The organism is Actinomadura sp. NAK00032 (genome assembly GCF_013364275.1).
Lineage (GTDB): Bacteria > Actinomycetota > Actinomycetes > Streptosporangiales > Streptosporangiaceae > Spirillospora.
On record NZ_CP054932.1, the window covers coordinates 3,094,042 to 3,114,181 of the forward strand.

At 74.1% G+C, this 20,140-nt stretch carries 16 protein-coding genes; 11 read left to right on the forward strand and 5 right to left on the reverse strand.

From position 1 onward, the window contains the following. Position 1 precedes the first annotated feature (1 nt). Positions 2-661 (forward strand): hypothetical protein, encoded by a 660-nt coding sequence (locus tag HUT06_RS14540; RefSeq protein ID WP_176196217.1) that lies wholly within the window; start codon positions 2-4, stop codon positions 659-661. A gap of 36 nt (positions 662-697) precedes the next feature. Then, a complete protein-coding gene (locus HUT06_RS14545; RefSeq protein WP_176196218.1) occupies positions 698-1,642 on the forward strand; it encodes a hypothetical protein in 945 nt (314 codons plus the stop codon). A 40-nt stretch (positions 1,643-1,682) separates the two neighbouring features. Here HUT06_RS14545 and HUT06_RS14550 read toward each other — a convergent pair whose 3' ends face one another. Then, on the reverse strand, positions 1,683-3,467 hold the full coding sequence (locus HUT06_RS14550) for an NAD+ synthase (protein WP_176196219.1): 1,785 nt from the start codon (positions 3,465-3,467) through the stop codon (positions 1,683-1,685). Between the two features lie 32 nt (positions 3,468-3,499). Beyond that, positions 3,500-4,759 carry an MDR family MFS transporter gene (locus HUT06_RS14555; RefSeq protein WP_368406968.1) on the reverse strand — a complete coding sequence of 420 codons (1,260 nt, stop codon included), beginning with the start codon at positions 4,757-4,759 and terminating at the stop codon, positions 3,500-3,502. 55 nt (positions 4,760-4,814) lie between these two features. On the opposite strand from HUT06_RS14555, the gene HUT06_RS14560 reads away from it, so the two are divergent. Beyond that, entirely contained in the window at positions 4,815-5,837 is a 1,023-nt protein-coding gene (locus HUT06_RS14560; protein ID WP_176196220.1) for a DUF5937 family protein, read from the forward strand. Here the strand turns inward: HUT06_RS14560 and HUT06_RS14565 are convergent. Then, the gene (locus tag HUT06_RS14565) at positions 5,777-6,796 is read right to left on the reverse strand and encodes a terpene synthase family protein (RefSeq protein ID WP_176196221.1); all 1,020 of its coding nucleotides are present in this window, start codon (positions 6,794-6,796) and stop codon (positions 5,777-5,779) included. The two genes, HUT06_RS14560 and HUT06_RS14565, sit on opposite strands and share 61 nt — an antisense overlap. 172 nt (positions 6,797-6,968) lie before the next feature. Here HUT06_RS14565 and HUT06_RS14570 point away from each other — a divergent pair, with 172 nt between their 5' ends. The 5 genes from HUT06_RS14570 (at position 6,969) to HUT06_RS14590 (ending at position 14,035) form a co-directional block, all read left to right on the forward strand. After that, positions 6,969-7,793, forward strand: a complete 825-nt coding sequence (locus tag HUT06_RS14570) for a transporter substrate-binding domain-containing protein (protein WP_176196222.1) — start codon at positions 6,969-6,971, stop codon at positions 7,791-7,793. Continuing rightward, the gene (locus HUT06_RS14575) at positions 7,751-8,620 is read left to right on the forward strand and encodes an amino acid ABC transporter permease (RefSeq protein ID WP_176196223.1); all 870 of its coding nucleotides are present in this window, start codon (positions 7,751-7,753) and stop codon (positions 8,618-8,620) included. Before HUT06_RS14570 ends, HUT06_RS14575 begins: the two co-directional genes overlap by 43 nt. Next, on the forward strand, positions 8,617-9,405 hold the full coding sequence (locus HUT06_RS14580; protein WP_176196224.1) for an amino acid ABC transporter ATP-binding protein: 789 nt from the start codon (positions 8,617-8,619) through the stop codon (positions 9,403-9,405). Before HUT06_RS14575 ends, HUT06_RS14580 begins: the two co-directional genes overlap by 4 nt. 150 nt (positions 9,406-9,555) lie before the next feature. Beyond that, positions 9,556-10,917 (forward strand): type I glutamate--ammonia ligase, encoded by a 1,362-nt coding sequence (glnA, locus tag HUT06_RS14585; protein WP_176196225.1) that lies wholly within the window; start codon positions 9,556-9,558, stop codon positions 10,915-10,917. Between the two features lie 28 nt (positions 10,918-10,945). Next, positions 10,946-14,035, forward strand: a complete 3,090-nt coding sequence (locus tag HUT06_RS14590; protein WP_176196226.1) for a bifunctional [glutamine synthetase] adenylyltransferase/[glutamine synthetase]-adenylyl-L-tyrosine phosphorylase — start codon at positions 10,946-10,948, stop codon at positions 14,033-14,035. Between the two features lie 107 nt (positions 14,036-14,142). Here the strand turns inward: HUT06_RS14590 and HUT06_RS14595 are convergent, their stop codons facing one another. Next, positions 14,143-14,961 carry a phosphatase PAP2 family protein gene (locus tag HUT06_RS14595; RefSeq protein WP_254715177.1) on the reverse strand — a complete coding sequence of 273 codons (819 nt, stop codon included), beginning with the start codon at positions 14,959-14,961 and terminating at the stop codon, positions 14,143-14,145. A 358-nt stretch (positions 14,962-15,319) separates the two neighbouring features. Here HUT06_RS14595 and HUT06_RS14600 point away from each other — a divergent pair, with 358 nt between their 5' ends. Both HUT06_RS14600 and HUT06_RS14605 read left to right on the forward strand, forming a co-directional pair. After that, complete coding sequence (locus HUT06_RS14600; RefSeq protein ID WP_217711303.1) at positions 15,320-16,945, forward strand: alpha/beta hydrolase; 1,626 nt, start codon at positions 15,320-15,322, stop codon at positions 16,943-16,945. A gap of 32 nt (positions 16,946-16,977) precedes the next feature. Beyond that, entirely contained in the window at positions 16,978-18,723 is a 1,746-nt protein-coding gene (locus HUT06_RS14605) for a glycoside hydrolase family 3 protein (protein WP_176196228.1), read from the forward strand. 33 nt (positions 18,724-18,756) lie between these two features. Here HUT06_RS14605 and HUT06_RS14610 read toward each other — a convergent pair whose 3' ends face one another. Further along, positions 18,757-19,149 carry an OsmC family protein gene (locus tag HUT06_RS14610; protein WP_176196229.1) on the reverse strand — a complete coding sequence of 131 codons (393 nt, stop codon included), beginning with the start codon at positions 19,147-19,149 and terminating at the stop codon, positions 18,757-18,759. A 158-nt stretch (positions 19,150-19,307) separates the two neighbouring features. Between HUT06_RS14610 and HUT06_RS14615 the strand changes: the two genes are divergently transcribed. Next, a complete protein-coding gene (locus tag HUT06_RS14615; protein ID WP_176196230.1) occupies positions 19,308-20,135 on the forward strand; it encodes an alpha/beta fold hydrolase in 828 nt (275 codons plus the stop codon). Positions 20,136-20,140 lie beyond the last annotated feature (5 nt).

The window sequence follows — 20,140 nt, forward strand, 5'->3', positions numbered from 1 at the left end:
CATGCCGGAGTCCGAGGAAGCGTGGTCCAAGCGCCTCCACTGGCTGCGGAGCGCGGCGGCGTCGCTGGAGCGGACGCGTCCCGGGGAGGCCCCCGAGGGGGACGTCCAGGAGCACCCGATGCGTGCGCTGCTGGCCTTCTACGAGGGGCTGGCCGGATGGGAGGCGCACGATCCCGCCGAGGTCCCGCGCCTTCGCGACCAGGTGCGCGGCGGCGGTGTCGCCGGGGCGCTGCACGAGAAGGCGGCGCGCGCCTACCTGGCCGGCTACCTCAGCGAGACCGAGGATCTCGCGGACCGCGGGCGCTTCGACGGGTACCGGCCCGCGTGCGAGCACCGGTCCGCGCTCCAGTTGCTGCTCGACGACCTCGCGGACGCCGAGCCGCTGTCGGAGGCCGACCTCGACGCGCTGGAGGACGTCGACGAGGAGCTGAAGGAGGCGGCCGAGGACGCCCCGCCGCCGCACCGCTTCCAGATCCCGTCCTGGGCGCCGCGCCACCACTGGTGGTGGTGGGCCCCGAAGCGGACCGGCATGAGCATGCGCGAGTACCGGGACCGGATCTTCGCCGGCTCGCTCGAAGGCGTCGACGGTTCGGCGCCCGGGGACGCGGACTGGCTGCGCTGCGGCGACGAGGCCTGCTGGTGTTTCACGGCGCCCGGATGACCGGGGCCGTGCCGGGGACGGAACGGAAGTGACGGCGTGACGAGCGAGCATGATCCGCGGGTGGTCGCGGCGGACCGGATGCTGGCGGACCCGGCCGCGGTGCGGGACGGGCTCGCGGCCGATGTGGCGGCGGTCCGGGCGCTGGGGCGGTCCGGCGCGCGGGTGGACCCGGCGGCGGGCGCCGCCGCGGTGCTGGACGGCGTGCACGCGAACGCGGCGCGGCTCGGGTTCGCCTCGGAGGTGGACGCCGCGACCCGGTCGCTGCGCCACATCACCGACCTCCCCGCCGCCGAGCGGGGCGGCGGCTCGCCGATCGGCCCGTTCCACGAGGCGGCGGGACGCACGGTCGCGGCGGGGACGGTGGTGTCGCAGTCCGTCCGCGCGGGGGAGCACCGCCTCGTGTTCCACCGGAAGGCGCCGGTGGCCGAGGGCGTCACCGTCCGCCTGGAGGCGTGCGTGCGGGTCGCCGCCGACGGCGGGGTGTGGCTGGAGTCCTTCGGCCGGCCGGTGGCCGAGGCCGCCGTGCCCGTCTACGACGTCGCGCGGACGGGCCGGGAGCTGCTGGCCGAGGCCCTGGACCGGTTGCGCGGGCCGGCGCCCTTCGACGAGGCGATGCTGATGGTCTGCCTCGCCGGCCTGGCGTCGCCGGATCCGGCGGCCGACGAGCCGGACCGGCACCGGGTCGCGGACGCGGTGGTCGCGCGCGCCGCCGATCTCGCGGGCTACGTGGCGCGGACGGAGTCGTCCGCGCTGGGCGTGCGCGCGGACGGCCGCTTCGGGGCGTGCCTGTACCGCTCGGCGCTGGAGTTCCTCTTCGAACGCCACCTCGGCGGCATCGCCGTGTCCGTGGTGGACATGGAGGACGTCGACGACATCGACGAAGAGCTGCGGGACGCCCTCCCGGACACCCCGCGGTTGGCCCCCGAGGCCGTTCCGCAGGGAGTGCCTGCGCACCACTGGTGGTGGACGCTCCCCGACTGAACGGCGGGTCCGACTGAACGGCGGGAAGCGGCCCCGCGGCCTACCTCTCGCGCCAGCCGTTGGTGATGGGGAGGCGGCGGTCGCGGCCGAAGTTCTTCGGGGTGATCTTGGGGCCGGGCGGGTACTGGCGGCGCTTGTACTCGGCGATGTCGACGAGGCGGATGGCGCGGTCGACGAGGCCGGCGTCGTGGCCGGCGGCGATGAGGGACTCGCGGCCCATGTCGCGTTCGACGTAGTCGGCCAGGAGCGGGTCGAGGACGGTGTACTCGGGGAGCGTGTCGCGGTCGCGCTGGCCGGGGCGCAGCTCGGCGGACGGCTCCTTGACGATGACGGCCTCGGGGATGGGCTCCTGCGCGAACGGGTGCAGGAACGGGAGGTCGACGCCGGCCTGGGTGTTGCGCCAGCGGACCAGCTCCCAGACGGTGAGCTTGAAGACGTCCTTGATGGGGGCGAAGCCGCCCGCGGAGTCGCCGTAGAGGGTGGAGTAGCCGGTGGCGAGCTCGCTCTTGTTGCCGCCGGTCAGGACGAGGTGGCCGTGCTCGTTGGACAGCGCCATCCACACGTTGGCGCGGATGCGGGCCTGGAGGTTCTCGGCGGCGAGGCCGTGCAGGTCGAGCTGCTTCTCGAAGGCCTCGACCATGTCGGCGATGGGGACGATGCGGGAGTTGACGCCCTGCCGCTTGACGAGGTCCTCGGCGTCCACGACGGACCCCTCGGAGGAGTAGCGGCTGGGGAGCAGGACGGCGTGCACGTTCTCCGGGCCGATGGCGTCGGAGGCGATGGTGGCGACGAGCGCGGAGTCGATGCCGCCCGACAGCCCGAGGACGACGGAGCGGAAGCCGTTCTTGCGGACGTAGTCGCGGGTGCCGAGGACGAGCGCGGCGTAGATCTCGGCGAGGTCGTCCATGGGCTCGGCGACGGGCTGCGGCAGCACCGGGTAGGCGGGCAGCGGGTCCGGGGTGAGGACGTGCCGCTCGATGGTGATGGTGGAGCCGTCGTGGGCGTCGACCGGCGTGCGGCCGGGTCCGGCCGAAGGGTCGGCGGCGGGGAGGGCCAGGTCGGCGACGAGCAGGTGCTCGACGAACTGGGGCGCGCGGGCCAGCGGCGTGCCGTCGGGGCCGACGATGACGGAGTCGCCGTCGAAGACGAGTTCGTCCTGGCCGCCGACCATGTTGACGTAGGCGAGGGCGCAGCCCGCCTCGCGGGCGCGTTCGGCGCACAGGTCGAGGCGGACGTCGTCCTTGTTGCGCTCGTAGGGGGAGGCGTTGACGGCGAGCAGCAGCCCCGCGCCGGACGCGGAGGTGACGCTGACCGGGCCGCCGTCCTGCCAGAGGTCCTCGCAGATGACGGTGGCGACGTCGACGCCGTTGACGCGGACGACGGGCAGCCGGTCGCCGGGCACGAAGATCCGGTACTCGTCGAAGACGCCGTAGTTCGGCAGGTGGTGCTTGGCCGAGCGGACCAGGACCTCGCCGCCGTGCAGCCACGCGGCGGCGTCCAGCGGCGCGCCGGCGGGCTGCCCGGAGCGGACCGGGCCGACGGAGCGGCGGTCCAGGTAGCCGGTGACGACGGGCAGGCCGCCGAGGCCCTCGTCGGCGAGCCGGCGGGCGAGCCGGTCCAGCGCCCGCCGGCACGCCTCGACGAAGGACGCGCGGAGCGCGAGGTCCTCCACCGGGTAGCCGGTCAGCATCATCTCGGGGAAGGCGACCAGGTGCGCGCCCGCGTCGGCGGCGCGCCGGGTCCATTCCACGATCAGGTCGGCGTTGCCGTCGAGGTCGCCGACGGTCGGGTTCACCTGCGCGAGCGCGATCCTGAGCTGTGCCACCCTCCCAGGGTAGAACGCCGGCCCTAGTTTCGTCACTTTGACGAGAAGTCGGCGGCGAGCGCGGCGGCGCGGCGGCGGCGGATCGCGGGGGCGAGCGCGAGCTGCGCCGCGGCCGCGACGAGGGCCAGCGCCGCGCAGCTCAGCCACAGCGCCGACGCCCCGCCGGTGCCGAGCAGCTGGGTGCCGCCGAGCGGCGCCAGCAGGAAGCCGCCCGACCACGCCATCCCGTACAGGCCGCCGTACCGGCCGCGCAGGTCGGCGGGCGCGAGGTCGGCGACGACCGCCTGCAGGACGGACGCCGCGGTGATCTCCCCGAGCGTCCACACCAGGATCGTCGCGGTGTAGGCGGCCACCGTCGAGGCGAGCGAGGTCAGCCCGTAGCCGAGCCCGACCAGCAGGAACCCGGCGACCATCACCAGGCTGTGGTCGCGGCGGGCCAGCCACGCGTTCACCAGCGGCTGCACGATGATGATCAGCACGCCGTTCGCGGCGATCGCGAGGCCGTAGGACTGCGGGCCGAGGCCGTCCTCCTTCATCGCCAGCGGCATCGTCGTCATGCCCTGCATCAGCACGAACGTGTACACCAGGGTGACCAGCACGTAGCCGACCATGACCCGGTCCCGCAGGACGCGAAGGAACCCGCCGCCGCCACCGCCGGCGCGGGCCTCCCGCGAGCGCGTCTCGGGGATGGCGCGCCACACCAGCAGGCCGAACCCGGCGCAGGTGGCCGCGTCGATCCAGAACAGCCACAGGAAGCCCTGCTGCGCGAGCGTCCCGCCGAGCACCATCGCGAACGCCCAGCCCAGGTTGATCGCCCAGAACAGCAGCCCGAAGGCGCGCGGCCGGTCGGCGGGGGAGATGATGTCGGCCACCATCGCCTGCGCGGCGGGCCGGTACATGTCCAGCAGGACGCCGAGCAGCAGCGCCGCCGCCACGAGGGCGGCGATGCCCTGGGCGTAGCCGAGCGCGAGCATCGCGGCGCCGGTGCCGACGGTCGCGATCGTCAGCGTCGCCCGCCGGCCGAGCCGGTCGGCGAGCGCCCCGCCGACGACCTGGCCGCCGAGCGAGCCGACGCCGAGCACCGCCATCACCACGCCGGCCTGCGCCAGCGACAGCCCCCGCATCGTCGTCAGGTAGAGGCCGAGGAACGGCTCCACCATGGTGCCGAGGCGGTTGAGCAGCGTCCCCGCCCACAGCACCCAGAACGGCCGGGGGAAGCCGCCGACCCGGGGACGCAGGAACGCGGCGACCCTGCCCGGAGCGGCGACGGGAGTGTCTTCCAGAGTGGTCACTCGGACGATGGTGGGCGTTCCGGGCGGTCCCGGATAATCATTTAGCCTGGACTGAATGATCGAGTTCGTGTTCGCGCCGGACGACGTGGCCCGCGTGCGGTTCGCGTTCTCGCCGCTGTGGGAGATGGTGCGCAGCCTGCGGGTGCTCGCCGACCCGTCCGGGCACGCGCTGCACCTGCCGTGGGCGCGCACCGTCCGGCCGCGGCTGCGCGGGCTCGGTCTCGGGCCGCTGCACGAGGTCGTCGGCGCCGCCGGCTACATCCCCGACTTCCTCACCCCGCCGCCGGGGACCCCGCTGCCCGACCTCGGCGCCGAACTGGAGATCGTCCGGGCCACGCCGCCGGAGGTCGTCGCCGCCGAGCTGCGCTGGACCGAGCTCGGCATCCGGCCGGGCCCGGCGCGGCTGGCGATGGCGGACGCCCCGGAGCGCACCCTGGCGCACCTGGCCGACCTGCTCGAACGGTACTGGGAGGTCGCCGTCGAGCCGTTCTGGCCGCGCGTCCGCGACCTGCTCGAAGGAGAGGTCCTGCGCCGCGCGGGCGCGCTCGCCGCCGAGGGCGCCGCCGGGGTCTTCGGCGACCTGCACGAGGCCGTGTCGTGGCGTTCGGGGACGCTGACCGTCAACCGGCGCTGGACGTTCCGGGGCGAGCCGGCCGGGCGGGGGATGCTGCTCGTCCCGAGCGCGTTCGTGTGGCCGCACGTGTCGGTGATGGTGCCGCCCTACCAGCCGATGCTCAGCTATCCGCCGCGCGGCGTCGCGACGCTGTGGGAGACGGGCCGTCCGGACGAGCGGCGGGACGCGCTGGCCGCGCTGATCGGCCGGCGCCGCGCCGACCTGCTCGCCGCGCTGGCGCGGCCCGCCGCGACCACCGACCTGGCGCGGCGGCTCGGCGTCACCGCCGGCGCGGTCAGCCAGCACCTCGGCGTGCTGCGCGCCTGCGGCCTCGTCACCGGGCACCGGATGGGCCGCCGCGTGCTGTACGTCCGCACGCCGGCGGGCGACGCCCTCGCCCGCGGTCAGCGCAGCGAGGCGAGCGCGTCCAGGCGGAGCGTGCCGGGCGCCGAGTCGGGCGCGTAGCGGCCGGACTCGGCGAGCCAGTCGAGGTGGGCGCGCGGCGTGTCCAGCAGCACTTTGACGACCTGCGCGGCGGCGGCGCGCTGCGCGACGGTGAGGTCCAGCCGGTCGAGCATGTCCGGCAGCTTCCGCGCCGCCGACCACGCCTGCTCGAGCCGGTCGACGATCCGGTCGGCGACCGCGGCGGCGGCCTGCTCCGGGTTCAGCCCGCGGGTCCGGGCGAGCACGGCGGGCAGCGCGTGCACGTCGCCGCGGGCCGCCTCCAGGTCGTAGGAGGCGAGGTCGTTGGACCAGGCCACGACGTCGGCGATCCCGTCGGCGAGGGTCTTCCAGCGGGGCGTGCGCAGCAGCCGGGCCGGCAGCTCGACGCCGAGGACGGGCTCGACCAGGTCGTACAGGAACGGCCCGCACGCCCGGCGGCGCAGCGGCGGGTACTCCGCCTCCGTCGGGACGTGCCGGATGCGGCGGTTGACCGCCTCCTCCGCGCAGCCGTCCCGGTGCGTCTCCAGTTGCAGCATGAACCGGCGGCGCCATTCGCGGCTCATGTCCTTGGCCGTCGCCTGCCACAGCTCGACCAGCGCCGCCTCCAGGGGGCGCGCCCCCGGCCGGGCGTGGCCGCGCCGCATCGCGCGCAGCAGATCGTCGTACAGCGCGTGCACGGCGCTGCCGCTGTCGGCGAGCGGCGGATGGTCCATCGTGTCGTCCAGTGCGAGCGCCCAGGTCAGCCAGCGGGCGAACAGGTCGACACCGGCGAGGTCGGCGGCCGGCAGCACGCGGGCGGCGAGCCGCTCGCAGCGGGCCCGGCCGAGCGGCGAGGTGTCCGGGTCGCCGAGCACGAGGCCGCGGCCGCGGGCCCAGGCCTCCACCTGGGCGCACAGCCGCCACGACTCCGGGTGCATGGCCGACGGTGTCGCCAGTGCGGGCACCCGGTCCGTCATCGAGAGCAGAAGAGAGATGTCCACGACGCTGACCACGCTAATGATCATTCCGTCGAGCGACCATGATCGCCGCGTCAATTTCATGGAAACGGTTCCGCGCGGACGGTCATGGGGGCACCATTCGCCCGCCCCTGCCGCGCGTGCCGCTGACGTGCGATAGTTCGGTGATCGGCAACACGCTCATACAGGAGGAAAAGTGTCCAGAGGGACCGTGCGATGGGCACTGGCCGCGGGCCTGGCGGTCGTAGCGCTGACGGCGTCGGCGTGCGGCGGCGACGAGGGCGCGACCGTGCAGGGCGTGAAGCTCATCGAGAAGGGCGCGCTGACCTCGTGCACCCACCTGCCGTACCCGCCGTTCCAGTCGGAGGACAAGAAGACCGGCAAGGTCGTCGGCTTCGACGTCGAGCTGATCGACCTCGTCGCCAAGAAGCTCGGCGTCACGCAGAAGGTCGTCGACACGCCCTTCGAGACGATGAAGACGGGCGCGGCGCTGAACGCCGGCAAGTGCGACATCCAGATGGGCGGCATGACCATCAAGCCCGACCGGGTGAAGTTCATGGACGTCTCCGCCCCCTACTTCGACGCGACGCAGTCGCTGATGGCGAAGAAGGGCACCGGCGTCGCCTCGCTCGACGACGTCAAGAGCAAGAAGCTGAAGCTCGGCTCCCAGGCGAGCACCACCGGTGAGGACTTCGTCAAGGACAAGGGCTTCGACCCGCGCTCGTTCGACAACTCCAACGCCGAGCTGAACGGGCTGCGCACCGGCCAGGTCGACGTGATCGTCCAGGACGACCCGGTCGTCAAGGGCTGGCTGAAGGACCCGGCGAACTCCGGCTACGAGATCGTCGCGAACCTCAACACCGGCGAGCAGTACGGCTTCTGGATGCGCAAGGGGGAGAACCCCGAGCTGGTCAAGATCACCAACCAGGTGCTCGCGCAGGCCAAGGCCGACGGCACCTACAAGAAGATCTACGAGAAGTGGATCGGTCCGATGCCCGCGGCCGCCGGCGGCGGCTCGTGACCGCGGAACCGGTCAAGGCGGCGGTGCCCGGCGGGCTGTCCCGCCGGCGCCGCCGGCAGCTGTCGCTCGGCGGGCAGTACGGGCTCTTCGCCGTCGTCGTGATCTTGGTCGTCCTGCTGGCCGACTGGGGCACGCTGCGGCTGAACTTCGCCAACTGGGAGGTCGCGAAGAGCCTGTTCCCCGACATCATCACGGTCGGGCTGCGCAACACCGCCGTCTACACCGCGGTCGGGTTCGGCATCGGGCTCGGCGGCGGGCTGATCGTGGCGCTGATGCGGCTGTCGTCGGTCGCGCCCTACCGCTGGTTCGCCACCTCCTACATCGAGATCTTCCGCGGCCTGCCGCTGCTGCTGATCTTCATCTTCGTGGGCGTGGGCGTGCCGCTGGCCTTCCCCGGCACGAACATCCCGGGCGGCGCCGCCGGGCAGGCGGGGCTCGCGCTCGGGCTCGCCGCCACCGCGTACATGGCGGAGACGATCCGGGCCGGGATCGAGGCCGTCCCCAAGGGGCAGATGGAGGCGGCGCGCTCGCTCGGCATGTCGCACGCCCGCGCGATGCGGTCGGTCATCATCCCGCAGGCGTTCCGGATCATCATCCCGCCGCTGACGAACGAGCTGGTGCTGCTCTGCAAGGACTCCTCGCTGGTGCTGTTCCTCGGCATCACGCTGGAGCAGCGGGAGCTCACCAAGTTCGGCCGCGACCTCGCGGGCGAGCAGGGCAACACGACCCCGATCATCGTGGCCGGGATCTGCTATCTGATCATCACGATCCCGCTGAGCCTGCTGGCGCGGCGGCTGGAGGCGCGGCAGCGCAGGGGGCAGCGATGACGGGCCTCGGCAAGGGCACCGGCGGCGGCGCCATCGAGATCACCGGGCTGCGCAAGTCGTTCGGGGCGAACGAGGTGCTGCGCGGCATCGACTTCCATGTCGAGCCGGGCGAGGTGGTGTGCGTGATCGGCCCGTCCGGGTCGGGCAAGTCGACGCTGCTGCGCTGCGTCAACCTGCTGGAGGAGCCGTCCGCGGGGACGGTCCGGGTCGCCGGCTCCGACGTCACCGGCCCGGAGGTGGACATCGACGCCGTCCGCCGCCGGATCGGCATGGTGTTCCAGTCCTTCAACCTCTTCCCGCACCTGACGGCCCTCGGCAACGTGGTGATCGCGCAGCGGAAGGTGCTGAAGCGGGGCAAGGCGGAGGCCGAGCGGATCGCCCGGGAGAACCTGGAGCGGGTCGGGCTGTCGGACAAGGTCGGCGCTTACCCGGCGCAGCTGTCGGGCGGGCAGCAGCAGCGCGTGGCGATCGCCCGCGCGCTGGCGATGGGCCCGGAGGTGATGCTGTTCGACGAGCCGACGTCCGCGCTGGACCCGGAGCTGGTCGGCGACGTCCTCGGCGTCATGCGGTCCCTGGCGGAGGCGGGGATGACCATGCTCGTGGTCACCCACGAGATGTCGTTCGCCCGGGAGGTGGCCGACCGGGTGGTGTTCATGGACGGCGGCGTGGTCGTCGAGGAGGGCCCGCCGCAGCGGGTGATCGCCGACCCGTCGCACGAGCGCACCCGGGCGTTCCTGTCGCGCGTCCTCGACCCGGCCGCCGCGCGGGTCGGGGAGGGCGAGTAGTCGGATATGTTCCGGTCAGCGGGAATGGTCCGGCGTAACGTCGCGGTAACAGCCACCGGGCATACTGCGAAGTAGCCGGACCGGCTCTCGCGGCCGGCATGCGTTGCCCGGCCCCATGTCGGCGGCGGGGCAGTACCGAGGGAGAAGGCTTTGGACCGTCAGCAGGAGTTCGTGCTCCGCACGCTGGAGGAGCGCGACATCCGCTTCATCCGGCTGTGGTTCACCGACGTGCTCGGGTTCCTGAAGTCGGTGGCCGTCGCGCCCGCCGAGCTGGAGGGCGCGTTCGGCGAGGGCATCGGCTTCGACGGGTCGGCGATCGAAGGCTTCGCGCGGGTGTACGAGGCCGACATGATCGCCAAGCCGGACCCGTCCACCTTCCAGGTGCTGCCCTGGCGCTCGGAGTCGCCGGGCGTCGGGCGGATGTTCTGCGACATCCTGATGCCGGACGGGGCGCCGAGCTTCGCCGACCCCCGCTACGTGCTGAAGCGGGCGCTGTCGCGGGCCGCCGACCTCGGGTTCACCTTCTACACGCACCCCGAGATCGAGTTCTTCCTGCTCAACGACAAGCCGGAGGACGGCAGCGAGCCCGAGCCCGCCGACTCCGGCGGCTACTTCGACCACACCCCGCACAGCGCCGCGCACGACTTCCGGCGCAACGCGATCATGATGCTGGAGGCCATGGGCATCTCGGTGGAGTACAGCCACCACGAGGGCGCCCCCGGCCAGCAGGAGATCGACCTGCGGTACGCCGACGCGCTCACCACCGCCGACAACATCATGACGTTCCGGCTGGTGATGAAGGAGGTCGCGCTGGAGCAGGGCGTCAACGCGTCCTTCATGCCGAAGCCGTTCACCGAGCACCCCGGCTCCGGCATGCACACCCACATGTCGCTGTTCGAGGGCGACCGCAACGCCTTCTACGAGCCGGGCGCGGAGTTCAAGCTGTCCAAGGTCGGGCGGGCGTTCATCGCCGGGCTGCTGCGGCACTCCGCGGAGATCACCGCGGTCTGCAACCAGTGGGTCAACTCCTACAAGCGGCTGTGGGGCAACGTCGGCTCGGCCGCCGGCGCCGGGGGAGAGGCCCCGTCCTACATCTGCTGGGGCCACAACAACCGGTCGGCGCTGGTCCGCGTCCCGATGTACAAACCGCACAAGGGCCACTCCACCCGGATCGAGTTCCGGTCGCTGGACACGGCCGCGAACCCCTACCTGGCGTTCGCGGCGATCCTCGGCGCCGGGCTGAAGGGCATCGAGGAGGGCTACGAGCTGCCGCCGGGCGCCGAGGACGACGTCTGGGCGCTGACCGTCGCCGAGCGGCGCGCCCTCGGCATCGAGCCGCTGCCGCAGAACCTGGACGAGGCGATCCACGCGATGGAGCGCAGCGAGCTGGTCGCCGACGTCCTCGGCGAGCACGTGTTCGACTTCTTCCTGCGCAACAAGAGGCAGGAGTGGGAGGACTACCGGCGCCAGGTGACCGAGTTCGAGCGCAAGCGCCTGCTGGCCGTGCTCTAGCGGGGGCGGCCGGATTACGGTTGACGCTGTGACCGAGTCGCGCACTCCCGAACGCCGCTCCTCCCTCGCCGGACGCCTCGCGCGGCTCGGCTTCACCGACGCGGCGCGGGCCGAGTGGCTGCTGCGGGACGCCGAGCGCGGCACCGGCGCGCCGCCCGGCGCCGACCTGCTCGACGCGCTCGGCGGCACCGCCGACCCCGACCTCGCCCTGGACGGGCTGCTGCGCCTGTTCGCCGCGGCCGACGAGCACGGCGAGGGCGCCGGGCTGCGCGCGGCCCTCGCCGCCGAGCCGGGGACGCGGGAGCGGCTGACCGCCGTGCTCGGCGTGAGCGCCGCCCTCGGCGACCACCTGGCGCGGCACCCCGGCCACTGGCGGGTGCTGCGCGACGGCTGGGCGCCGCCGCCCGGCGGCCCCCGGGACGAGCTGCTGGCCGCGGTCGGCGCCGACCCCGCCGACGCGGAGCCCGTGGCCGGGGCCGACGACGCGCTCGTCGCGCTGCGCGTCGCCTACCGCCGGCGGGTGCTCGCGCTCGCCGGCCGCGACCTCATCGGCGCGGCCGACGTCGCCGCGGTCGCCGCCGAGCTGGCCGACCTCGCGTCCGCCGCGCTGGAGGCGGGCCTCGCGATCGCGCGCGCCGCCGTCCCCGAGCACGCGACGTGCCGGCTCGCCGTGATCGGCATGGGCAAGTGCGGCGCCCGCGAGCTGAACTACGTCAGCGACGTCGACGTGGTCTTCGTGGCGGAGGCGCGGGGCGCCGGCGAGACCGGCGACGGGCACGACGAGGACGCCGCGCTGCGCACCGCGACCCGGCTCGCGTCCGCGATGATGCGGGCCTGCTCGGCCAGCACCGAGGAGGGCGCGCTCTGGGAGGTGGACGCGGCGCTGCGCCCCGAGGGCAAGGCCGGCCCGCTGGTGCGGACCCTCGCCAGCCACCGCGCCTACTACGAGCGGTGGGCCAAGACCTGGGAGTTCCAGGCGCTGCTGAAGGCCCGGCCCGTCGCGGGCGACGCCGAGCTCGGCGCCCGCTACCTCGACATGGCCACCCCCGTGGTATGGCGGGCGGCCGAGGGCGAGAGCTTCGTCGAGGACGTCCAGGACATGCGGCGCCGCGTCGAGACCGACCTGAACCGGCGCACCGCCGACTCCGAGCGGCAGCTCAAGCTCGGGCCCGGCGGCCTGCGCGACGTCGAGTTCTCGGTGCAGCTGCTGCAGCTCGTGCACGGCCGCGCCGACGACACGCTGCGCGCCCGCGCGACCCTCGACGCGCTGGCCGCGCTGTCGCAGGGGGGCTACGTCGGGCGCGACGACGCGGCGGCGCTGGCCTCGGCGTACCGGTTCCTGCGGCGGGTGGAGCACCTCGTCCAGCTGCACCGGCTGCGCCGCACCCATCTCGTCCCGGACGACGCCGACGGCCTGCGCCGCCTCGGCCGCGCCCTCGGCCTGCGCACCGACCCCGTCGGGGAGTTCACCGCGCTGTGGCGGCGGCACGCCCGGGAGGTCCGCCGCATCCACGAGAAGCTGTTCTACCGACCGCTGCTGCGGGCGGTGGCGCGGCTGCCGGGGGAGGAGGCGCGGCTCACCCCCGAGGCCGCCCGGACCCGGCTGGAGGCGCTCGGCTACGCCGACCCGGCGGGCGCGCTGCGGCACATCGAGGCGCTGACGGCGGGCGTGTCGCGGCGCGCCGCGATCCAGCGGACGCTGCTGCCGGTGATGCTCGGCTGGTTCGCCGACGCGCCCGACCCGGACGCGGGCCTGCTCGGGTTCCGGCAGGTCAGCGACGCGCTCGGCACGACGCCCTGGTACCTGCGGCTGCTGCGCGACGAGGTGACCGTCGCCGAGCGGATGGCGTGGGTGCTCGGCTCCAGCCGGTACGCCACCGACCTGCTGCTGCGCGCGCCCGAGGCGGTCGCGCTGCTCGGCGGCGGCGAGGACGACCTCGCCCCGCGCCCCTGCGCGGCGCTGTCCGCCGAGGCCCTGGCGGCGGTCCGGCGCTACGAAAGGCCTGCCGGGGGGTCTGGGGGGCCGTCCCCCCAGAGCGGCGGTGCCGAGGGCGGGCGGCCGGCCGAGGAGGCGGTCGGCGTGGTGCGCGGGCTGCGGCGCCGGGAGCTGTTCCGGGTCGCGGTCGCCGACCTGCTCGGCCTGGCCGATGTCCGGACGGTCGGGGACGCCCTCACCGGCATCGCCACCGTCACGGTCGACGCCGCGCTGCGCACCGCCGTGCACAAGATCGAGCTGGAGACGCGGGAGCCACTGCCGACCCGCCTCGCCGTCGTCGCGATGGGCCGGTTCGGCGGGCACGAGCTCGGCTACGGCAGCGACGCCGACGTGATGTTCGTGCACGACCCGCTGCCCGGCGCCGACGAGGCCGCCGCCGGGCGCGCCGCGCACGCCGCCGCCGAGGAGCTGCGCCGGCTGCTCGCGCTGCCCGCCCCCGACCCGCCGCTGGTGATCGACCCGAACCTGCGCCCGGAGGGGCGGCAGGGGCCGCTCGTCCGGACCCTCGCGTCCTACGCCGCCTACTACGCCCGCTGGTCGGAGCCGTGGGAGGCGCAGGCGCTGCTGCGCGCCGACCCGCTGATCGGCGATCCGGGGCTGCGCGAGCGGTTCCGCGCGCTGATCGACCCGGTCCGCTGGCCGGAGGGCGGCATCGGCGAGGACGCCGTCCGGCAGATCCGGCGGCTGAAGGCGCGGATGGAGTCCGAGCGGCTGCCGCGCGGCGTCGAGCGCCGGCTGCACACCAAGCTCGGGCCGGGCGGCCTCGCCGACGTGGAATGGGTCGCGCAGCTCCTGCAGCTCCAGCACGCCCACGACGTCCCGGGGCTGCGCACCACCCGGACGCTGGACGCGCTGGACGCCGCCGTCGGGGCCCGGCTCCTGGACGCGGCCGACGCCGAGGTCCTCGCGGAGTCGTGGTGCCTGGCGACCCGCATCCGGGGAGCCGTCATGCTGGTGCGGGGCCGCGCGTCCGACCTGCTGCCCACCGACCACCACCGGGAGCGCAGCGCCGTCACCCGCGTCCTCGGCTATCCCGGCACGGGGGACCTGCTGGAGGACTACCGGCGCTGCACCCGCCGCGCGCGCGCCGTCGTCGACCGCGTGTTCTACGGCGCCGACTGAAGTTCCACGGCGCCGGCTGGAACCACGGGTCCGGCTGAAACCACGCGTCCGGCTGAAAGTGGTCCGGTACTACCGGAGTAGGCCCTACTACTCCAGTAGTAGAGCCGTCAGGGCCGGCTCGCCCGGCAGGGGGCGGCTCTGCCCGCCCCGGACCGGCTCGCGGTGCCCCGGCCGGTGCGCTGCGCGAGCCGGTGCGTGATCCGGGCCCGCGCGATGAGGATCGGCACGGGGCAGCGCGCGTAGAGCAGCCACGACACCCACAGCGCGCCGCCGATCAGCGCCATCCCCGCCACCGCGTCCAGCACGTAGTGGTTGGCGGTGGACAGGATCACGAACACCGTCGTCGCGGGGTACAGCGCGCCGAGGATCTTCGCCCACGGCCGCGACGCCAGCCTGACCAGGATGAACCCGCACCACAGCGCCCAGCCGGCGTGCATCGACGGCATCGCCGCGTACTGGTTGGTCAGGCTTCCGGAGGCGTCGCTGGCGTACAGGCCGAGCGAGTGCAGCGCGGTCACCGGGTCGACGAAGCCCTCGCTGTGCAGGAACCTCGGCGGGGCGAGCGGGTACAGCCAGAAGCCGATCAGCGCCACCCCGGTGGCGACCATGATGGACGTGCGGAGCCACCGGTAGTGCTGCGGCCGGTAGCGGTAGAGCCAGACGACGACGCCGAGCGTCACGATGAAGTGCATCGTGGCGTAGAAGATGTTGGCGGTCCGCGCGAGCCACGGCACGGCCAGCAGTGTGTGGTTCAGGTGCAGCTCAACGTCCATCCCCAGGTAGCGTTCCAGGCGCAGGATGTCCTCAGCGTGGGCGAACGCCGGGCCCGTGCCGTCCTGAACCAGGACGATGCGCGTCAGCGTATAGCCGGTGTAGAAGAGGACGACCAGCAGAAGCTCACGCCAGACCGGAGGCGCGGTGAGCACCCGGTGCCGCATCCTTGCGGCGGCCTGGCCTCTGCGGGCTGCTGGGGGGGCGGGTTGAGCCATGCTACCTATCTTTGCCTCAGGGCCCCCTGAATGAGATCACCGCAATGAATGGTCTTCATCTCAGCCTTGAGTAGTACGACCCTGATGCGGTATCCGGACTTTCGGGGGAGGGCCCTCGGGGACGCCGGGCGGTTGCCCCGCGTGCTCCCCCCATGCGCGTGGAGCCTATGGAGTTGATCAGGAGTCAGCATAGGAGGCCCTGGGTAGGTCACGACCGCCCCCCGCGACACGAAGTGGGGGATGAATGGCCAGGTACCGGGGCATTTCCGGCATTGCATTGGTGTCCGCCGCCGGAGTGGCCGTTTCCGGACTGCTCTCCCTCCCGGGAGTGACCGGGCACCGGCGCCCCGCGGCCGCCGTGCCGCGCGCGGCGGTCGGCACGGCGGTCAGCACGGCGGTCGGCACGGCCCCGATACCGCCGGCGGGCGCGCTCTCGTCCGCGCCCGCCGCCCCGCCGCTGAAATGGACGCGCTGCACCGGCCTGCCGACCCCGCCGCCCGGCGGTGACCCCCTGCCCGCCGGCCTCCGCTGCGCGACGCTCCGGGTGCCGCTCGACCGCGCCAGGCCGTCCGGCGCGACGATCGGCCTGGCCCTGGTCAAGGTGCCGGCGACCGACCGGCGGCACCGCATCGGCTCGCTGCTGTTCAACTTCGGCGGCCCCGGCGGCGCCGGCGTCGACACCCTCGTCCAGCTCGCCGGCGAGTACGCCGCGCTGCGCACCCGGTACGACCTGGTCGGCTTCGACCCGCGCGGCGTCGGGCGCAGCGCCCCCGTCCGGTGCGCGGACGCACCGCGCCTGGACGAACTCGCCGCCATGGACGACACCCCCGACACCGCCGCCGAGGAGACCGCCTACATCGCCGCCCGCACCGCCTTCGTGCAGGGATGCGCGGCCCGCTCCGGCGACCTGCTGCCCCACGTCGGCACCGTGGACGCCGCCCGCGACATGGAGGCGATCCGCGTCGCGCTCGGCGACGCGAAACTGCACTACTTCGGCATCTCCTACGGCACCTGGCTCGGCGCCGCCTACGCCCACCAGTTCCCCGGCGCCGTCGGACGGGTCGTCCTGGACGGCGCCGTCGACACCGGCATCGGCACCGCCGACCTCACCCTCCAGCAGGCCGCCGCGTTCCAGCGCGCGCTCGGCACCTTCGCCGCCGCCTGCGCCCGCCTCGGCCCCAAGTCGTGCCCGCTCGGAGCCGACGGCCCGGCGGTCACCGCGTCCATCGGCCGGATCCTCGCCGGGCTCGACCGCAAGCCGCTCCCGACGTCGTCCGGCCGCAAGCTCACCCAGAGCCTCGGCACGACCGGCGTCACCGCCGCGCTGTACTCCCGGGACGCCTGGCCCTACCTCGCCCAGGGCCTCGTGGACGCGGTGAAGCGCCGCGACGGCTCGCTGCTGCTGATGCTCGCCGACGTCCAGAACGGCCGGGCCGGCAACGGCGCCTACAGCAACCTGTCCGCCGCGAACACCGCCATCACCTGCGCCGACACCGCCGAACGCCACACTCCCGCCGACGTCCGGCGGCTGCTGCCGGCCTTCCGCGCCGCCTCGCCGGTGTTCGGGCCCTCGATGGCGTGGAGCCTGCTCCAGTGCACGGGGTGGCCGGTCGCGGGCGACGGCGCGGCCCGGGAGGTGTCGGCCCCGTCCGCCGCGCCGATCCTCGTCGTCGGCAACACCGGCGACCCGGCCACCCCGTACGCGTGGGCGCCCGCGCTGACCCGCGCGCTCGGCGGCCGGGCCGTGCTCCTCACCCTCGACGGGGAGGGGCACGGCGCCTACGACACCGGCGACCCCTGCGTCCGCGCCGCCGTGGACGCCTACCTCCTGCGCGGCCGGACGCCGGCCCCCGGCACGACCTGCGGCCGAGCCCGCTCTCACCGCCTCACACGCGGAGATTTGGCACCTTTTGTGCCTTGATCCGGCCGCCGGTGTGGACTGGTCTAGACCACATGAGGACGAACGGCGGCCGAACCCTGGTGTCCATCGCGGCGATCGCGGCCCTCGGGCTGGCGCTCTGCCCGTCCGCGGCCCCGCCCGCGCGGGCGGGGACCCGCCCCGGCGGCTGCGACCCCGGCGCGCAGCTGTCCCGGATGACGGCTGCCGAGAAGGCCGGCCAGCTCGTCATGGCCGTCACCGAGGACGGGCCGGACGGCATGCCGTCCGACCGGACCCGCCGCGCGATCCAGGAGCTGAAGATCGGCTCGGTCATCACCTCCGAGCCGCGCACGCCGGGCCTCGCCGCCCGCTACGCCGACCGGCTCCAGCGCTGGGCCGCCGGAACGCGGCCGCACCTGCCGCTGCTCGTCTCCGGCGACTTCGAGTTCGGCACCACCCACAACGTCCGCGAGGGCACCACGCCGCTGCCGAACGCGATGGGGCTCGGCGCCGCCCGCGACCCCCGGCTCGCCCGCGAGGCCGCCGCGATCACCGCCGCCGAGGCGCGCGCGATGGGCTTCCACTGGAACTACGCGCCCGTCGCCGACGTCAACACCAACCCCGCCAACCCGATCATCGGCGTCCGCTCGTTCGGGGAGCGGACCGGCCTCGTCGGCGGGCTCGTCGAGGCGCAGGTCCGCGCCTACCGGCGGGCCGGGATGATCGCGACGCCCAAGCACTTCCCCGGGCACGGCGACACCGAGACCGACAGCCACCTCGGGCTGCCGTCCGTCGGCTACGACCGCGCGACCCTCGACCGCGTCCACCTGCCCCCGTTCCGGCGCGCCATCGCGGCCGGCGCCGACGCGATCATGACGGCGCACGTCGTGGTGAAGGCCATCGACCCCGGCCTGCCCGCGACACTGTCGCCCAAGGTGCTGACCGGCCTGCTCCGGGACGAGATGGGCTTCGACGGGCTCATCGTCACCGACGCCATGGACATGGACGCGATCGACGAGAACTGGGGCACCCGCGAGGCCACCGCCATGGCGGTCAAGGCGGGCGCCGACGTCATCATGTCGACCGGCGACTACACCGCGCACGAGGAGGCGGTGGGCGCCCTGCGCGACGCCCTGCGGACCGGCGAGCTGAGCGAGGCGCGGGTGGACGCGTCCGTGCGGCGGGTCCTCGCGCTCAAATGCGCCTACCGGGTGGCCGAGCACCGGTACGCCGACCCGGCCCGCGCGGAGCGGATCTCCGGGAACGCCGCCTTCCGGCGCCGCGCCCTCGCGATGGGCGTCGCCGCCACCACCCTCGTGAAGAACGACGGCGGCGTCCTCCCGTTCGACCCGGCCTCGCCCGAGCGGACGCTGGTCGCCGGCACCGTCCAGACCGGCGAGTTCGCGGACGCGGTCGCCGCCGTCGCGCGCGGCCCGGTCGAGAGCTGGCGGGCCGCGACCACCGACCCGGCCGATGCCGAGATCGCCGAGGCCGTCCGGCGGGCCGCCGGCGCCGACCGGATCCTCGTCGCCACGTTCTCCTCCGGCCCGCTGCCCGCCGGGCAGGCCGGGCTCGTCCGGGCGCTGCGGGCGACGGGCAAGCCGGTCGCCGCCGTCGCGATCGGCCTGCCGTACGACATCGCGTCCTACCCGGACGTCCCCGCCTACATCGCCACCTACGGGACGACCGCGCGGACCCAGCGCGTCGACCGGACCATGCACGAGGCCGCCGCCCGCGTCGTGTTCGGCGCGCGGCCCGGCGGGCGGCTGCCGGTCACGATCAAGGGCCTGTACCCGTACGGGCACGGCCTCCGCTACTAGACGACGCTGCCACTGGACGGCCCGCGCGACTTGCTAGAGGACCTGCTCGACCTTCTTCGGCTCGCGCAGCGCCTCGCCGACCGTGCAGTACCGCTCGTGGACGCGCGCCGCCACGGCCTTCAGGACGTCCTCGGCCTTGTCGTCGCCCTCGGGCAGCTCCACGTCGTAGGTCAGCGTGATCGTGCCCAGCGTGCTCGTCGCGACCTTGTCCGCCTGGACGGTCGCGGCGAGCCGCGCCATCCGGTGCCCGCGCTGCGCGGTCAGCGGCTCGACCGTGACCAGCTCGCAGCCGCCGAGAGCCGCCAGCAGCAGCTCGACCGGCGTGAACACGCCCGCGGTGTCGCCGTCGCCGATCGCGACCTCCGCGCCCCGCGCGTTGACCGCCCGGAAGCCGTCCTCGGTGCGCTCCACCCTGACCTCGGCCATGGGATCCCCTTTGATCGTCCGATATCCGCCAGGTGAACACGGCGGCCCGGCGGGTTCTTCCCGTTGGGCGTTTCCCGGAAGACCACGGGGTATCCGGGCTGGAGGCGGCGCCGCGACCGGGCCGCCGCAGGCCACGGCATCATCGATTCGGGGGACCGATGGGGCACATCAAGACACGTGACGGTACGGAGATCTACTACAAGGACTGGGGGACGGGGCGGCCCGTCGTCTTCATCCACGGCTGGCCGCTGAACGCCGACGCGTGGGACGACCAGATGAAGGCGGTCGCCGACGCCGGCTTCCGCGCCATCGCGCACGACCGGCGCGGCCACGGCCGCTCGTCCCAGCCCTGGCAGGGCTACGACTTCGACACCTTCGCCGACGACCTCAACGACCTGATCGACGCGCTCGGCGTCTGGGACGTCGCCCTGGTGGCGCACTCGATGGGCGGCGGCGAACTGGCCCGCTACATCGGCCGGCACGGCACGAGCCGCGTGTCCAAGGCCGTGCTGCTGTCGGCGATCCCGCCGCTGATGCTGCAGACCGGCGCCAATCCCGAAGGGGTGCCCGCGCAGGCCTTCGAGGACATCAAGAAGGGCATCCTGAACGAGCGGTCGCAGTTCTGGATGGACACGTCCGAGAACTTCTTCAGCGCCAACAGGCCGGGAACCAAGGCCACCCAGGGCAACCGGAACGCGTTCTGGTTCATGGCCATGCAGGAGAGCGTCAAGGCCGGCGTCGACTGCGTCACGGCGTTCTCGGAGACCGACTTCACCGAGGACCTGCGCCGCTTCGACATCCCGACGCTGATCGTGCACGGCGACGACGACCAGATCGTCCCGATCGACGCTACCGCCCGCAAGTCCGTCGAGATCATCCCCGACGCCACCCTGAAGGTGTACGAGGGCGGCTCGCACGGCATCGCGATGGTGCCGGGCGACAAGGAGCGCTTCAACCGCGACCTCATCGCGTTCCTGCGCGGCTGACCCGC

What these genes read in the sequence shown, in the direction of transcription:
- HUT06_RS14540 (WP_176196217.1), top strand. Translation starts at nt 2, where the DNA reads ATGCCGGAGTCCGAGGAAGCGTGGTCCAAGCGCCTCCACTGGCTGCGG.
- HUT06_RS14560 (WP_176196220.1), top strand. Translation starts at nt 4,815, where the DNA reads ATGATCGAGTTCGTGTTCGCGCCGGACGACGTGGCCCGCGTGCGGTTC.
- HUT06_RS14580 (WP_176196224.1), top strand. Translation starts at nt 8,617, where the DNA reads ATGACGGGCCTCGGCAAGGGCACCGGCGGCGGCGCCATCGAGATCACC.
- HUT06_RS14605 (WP_176196228.1), top strand. Translation starts at nt 16,978, where the DNA reads ATGAGGACGAACGGCGGCCGAACCCTGGTGTCCATCGCGGCGATCGCG.
- HUT06_RS14610 (WP_176196229.1), bottom strand. Translation starts at nt 19,149, where the DNA reads ATGGCCGAGGTCAGGGTGGAGCGCACCGAGGACGGCTTCCGGGCGGTC.
- HUT06_RS14615 (WP_176196230.1), top strand. Translation starts at nt 19,308, where the DNA reads ATGGGGCACATCAAGACACGTGACGGTACGGAGATCTACTACAAGGAC.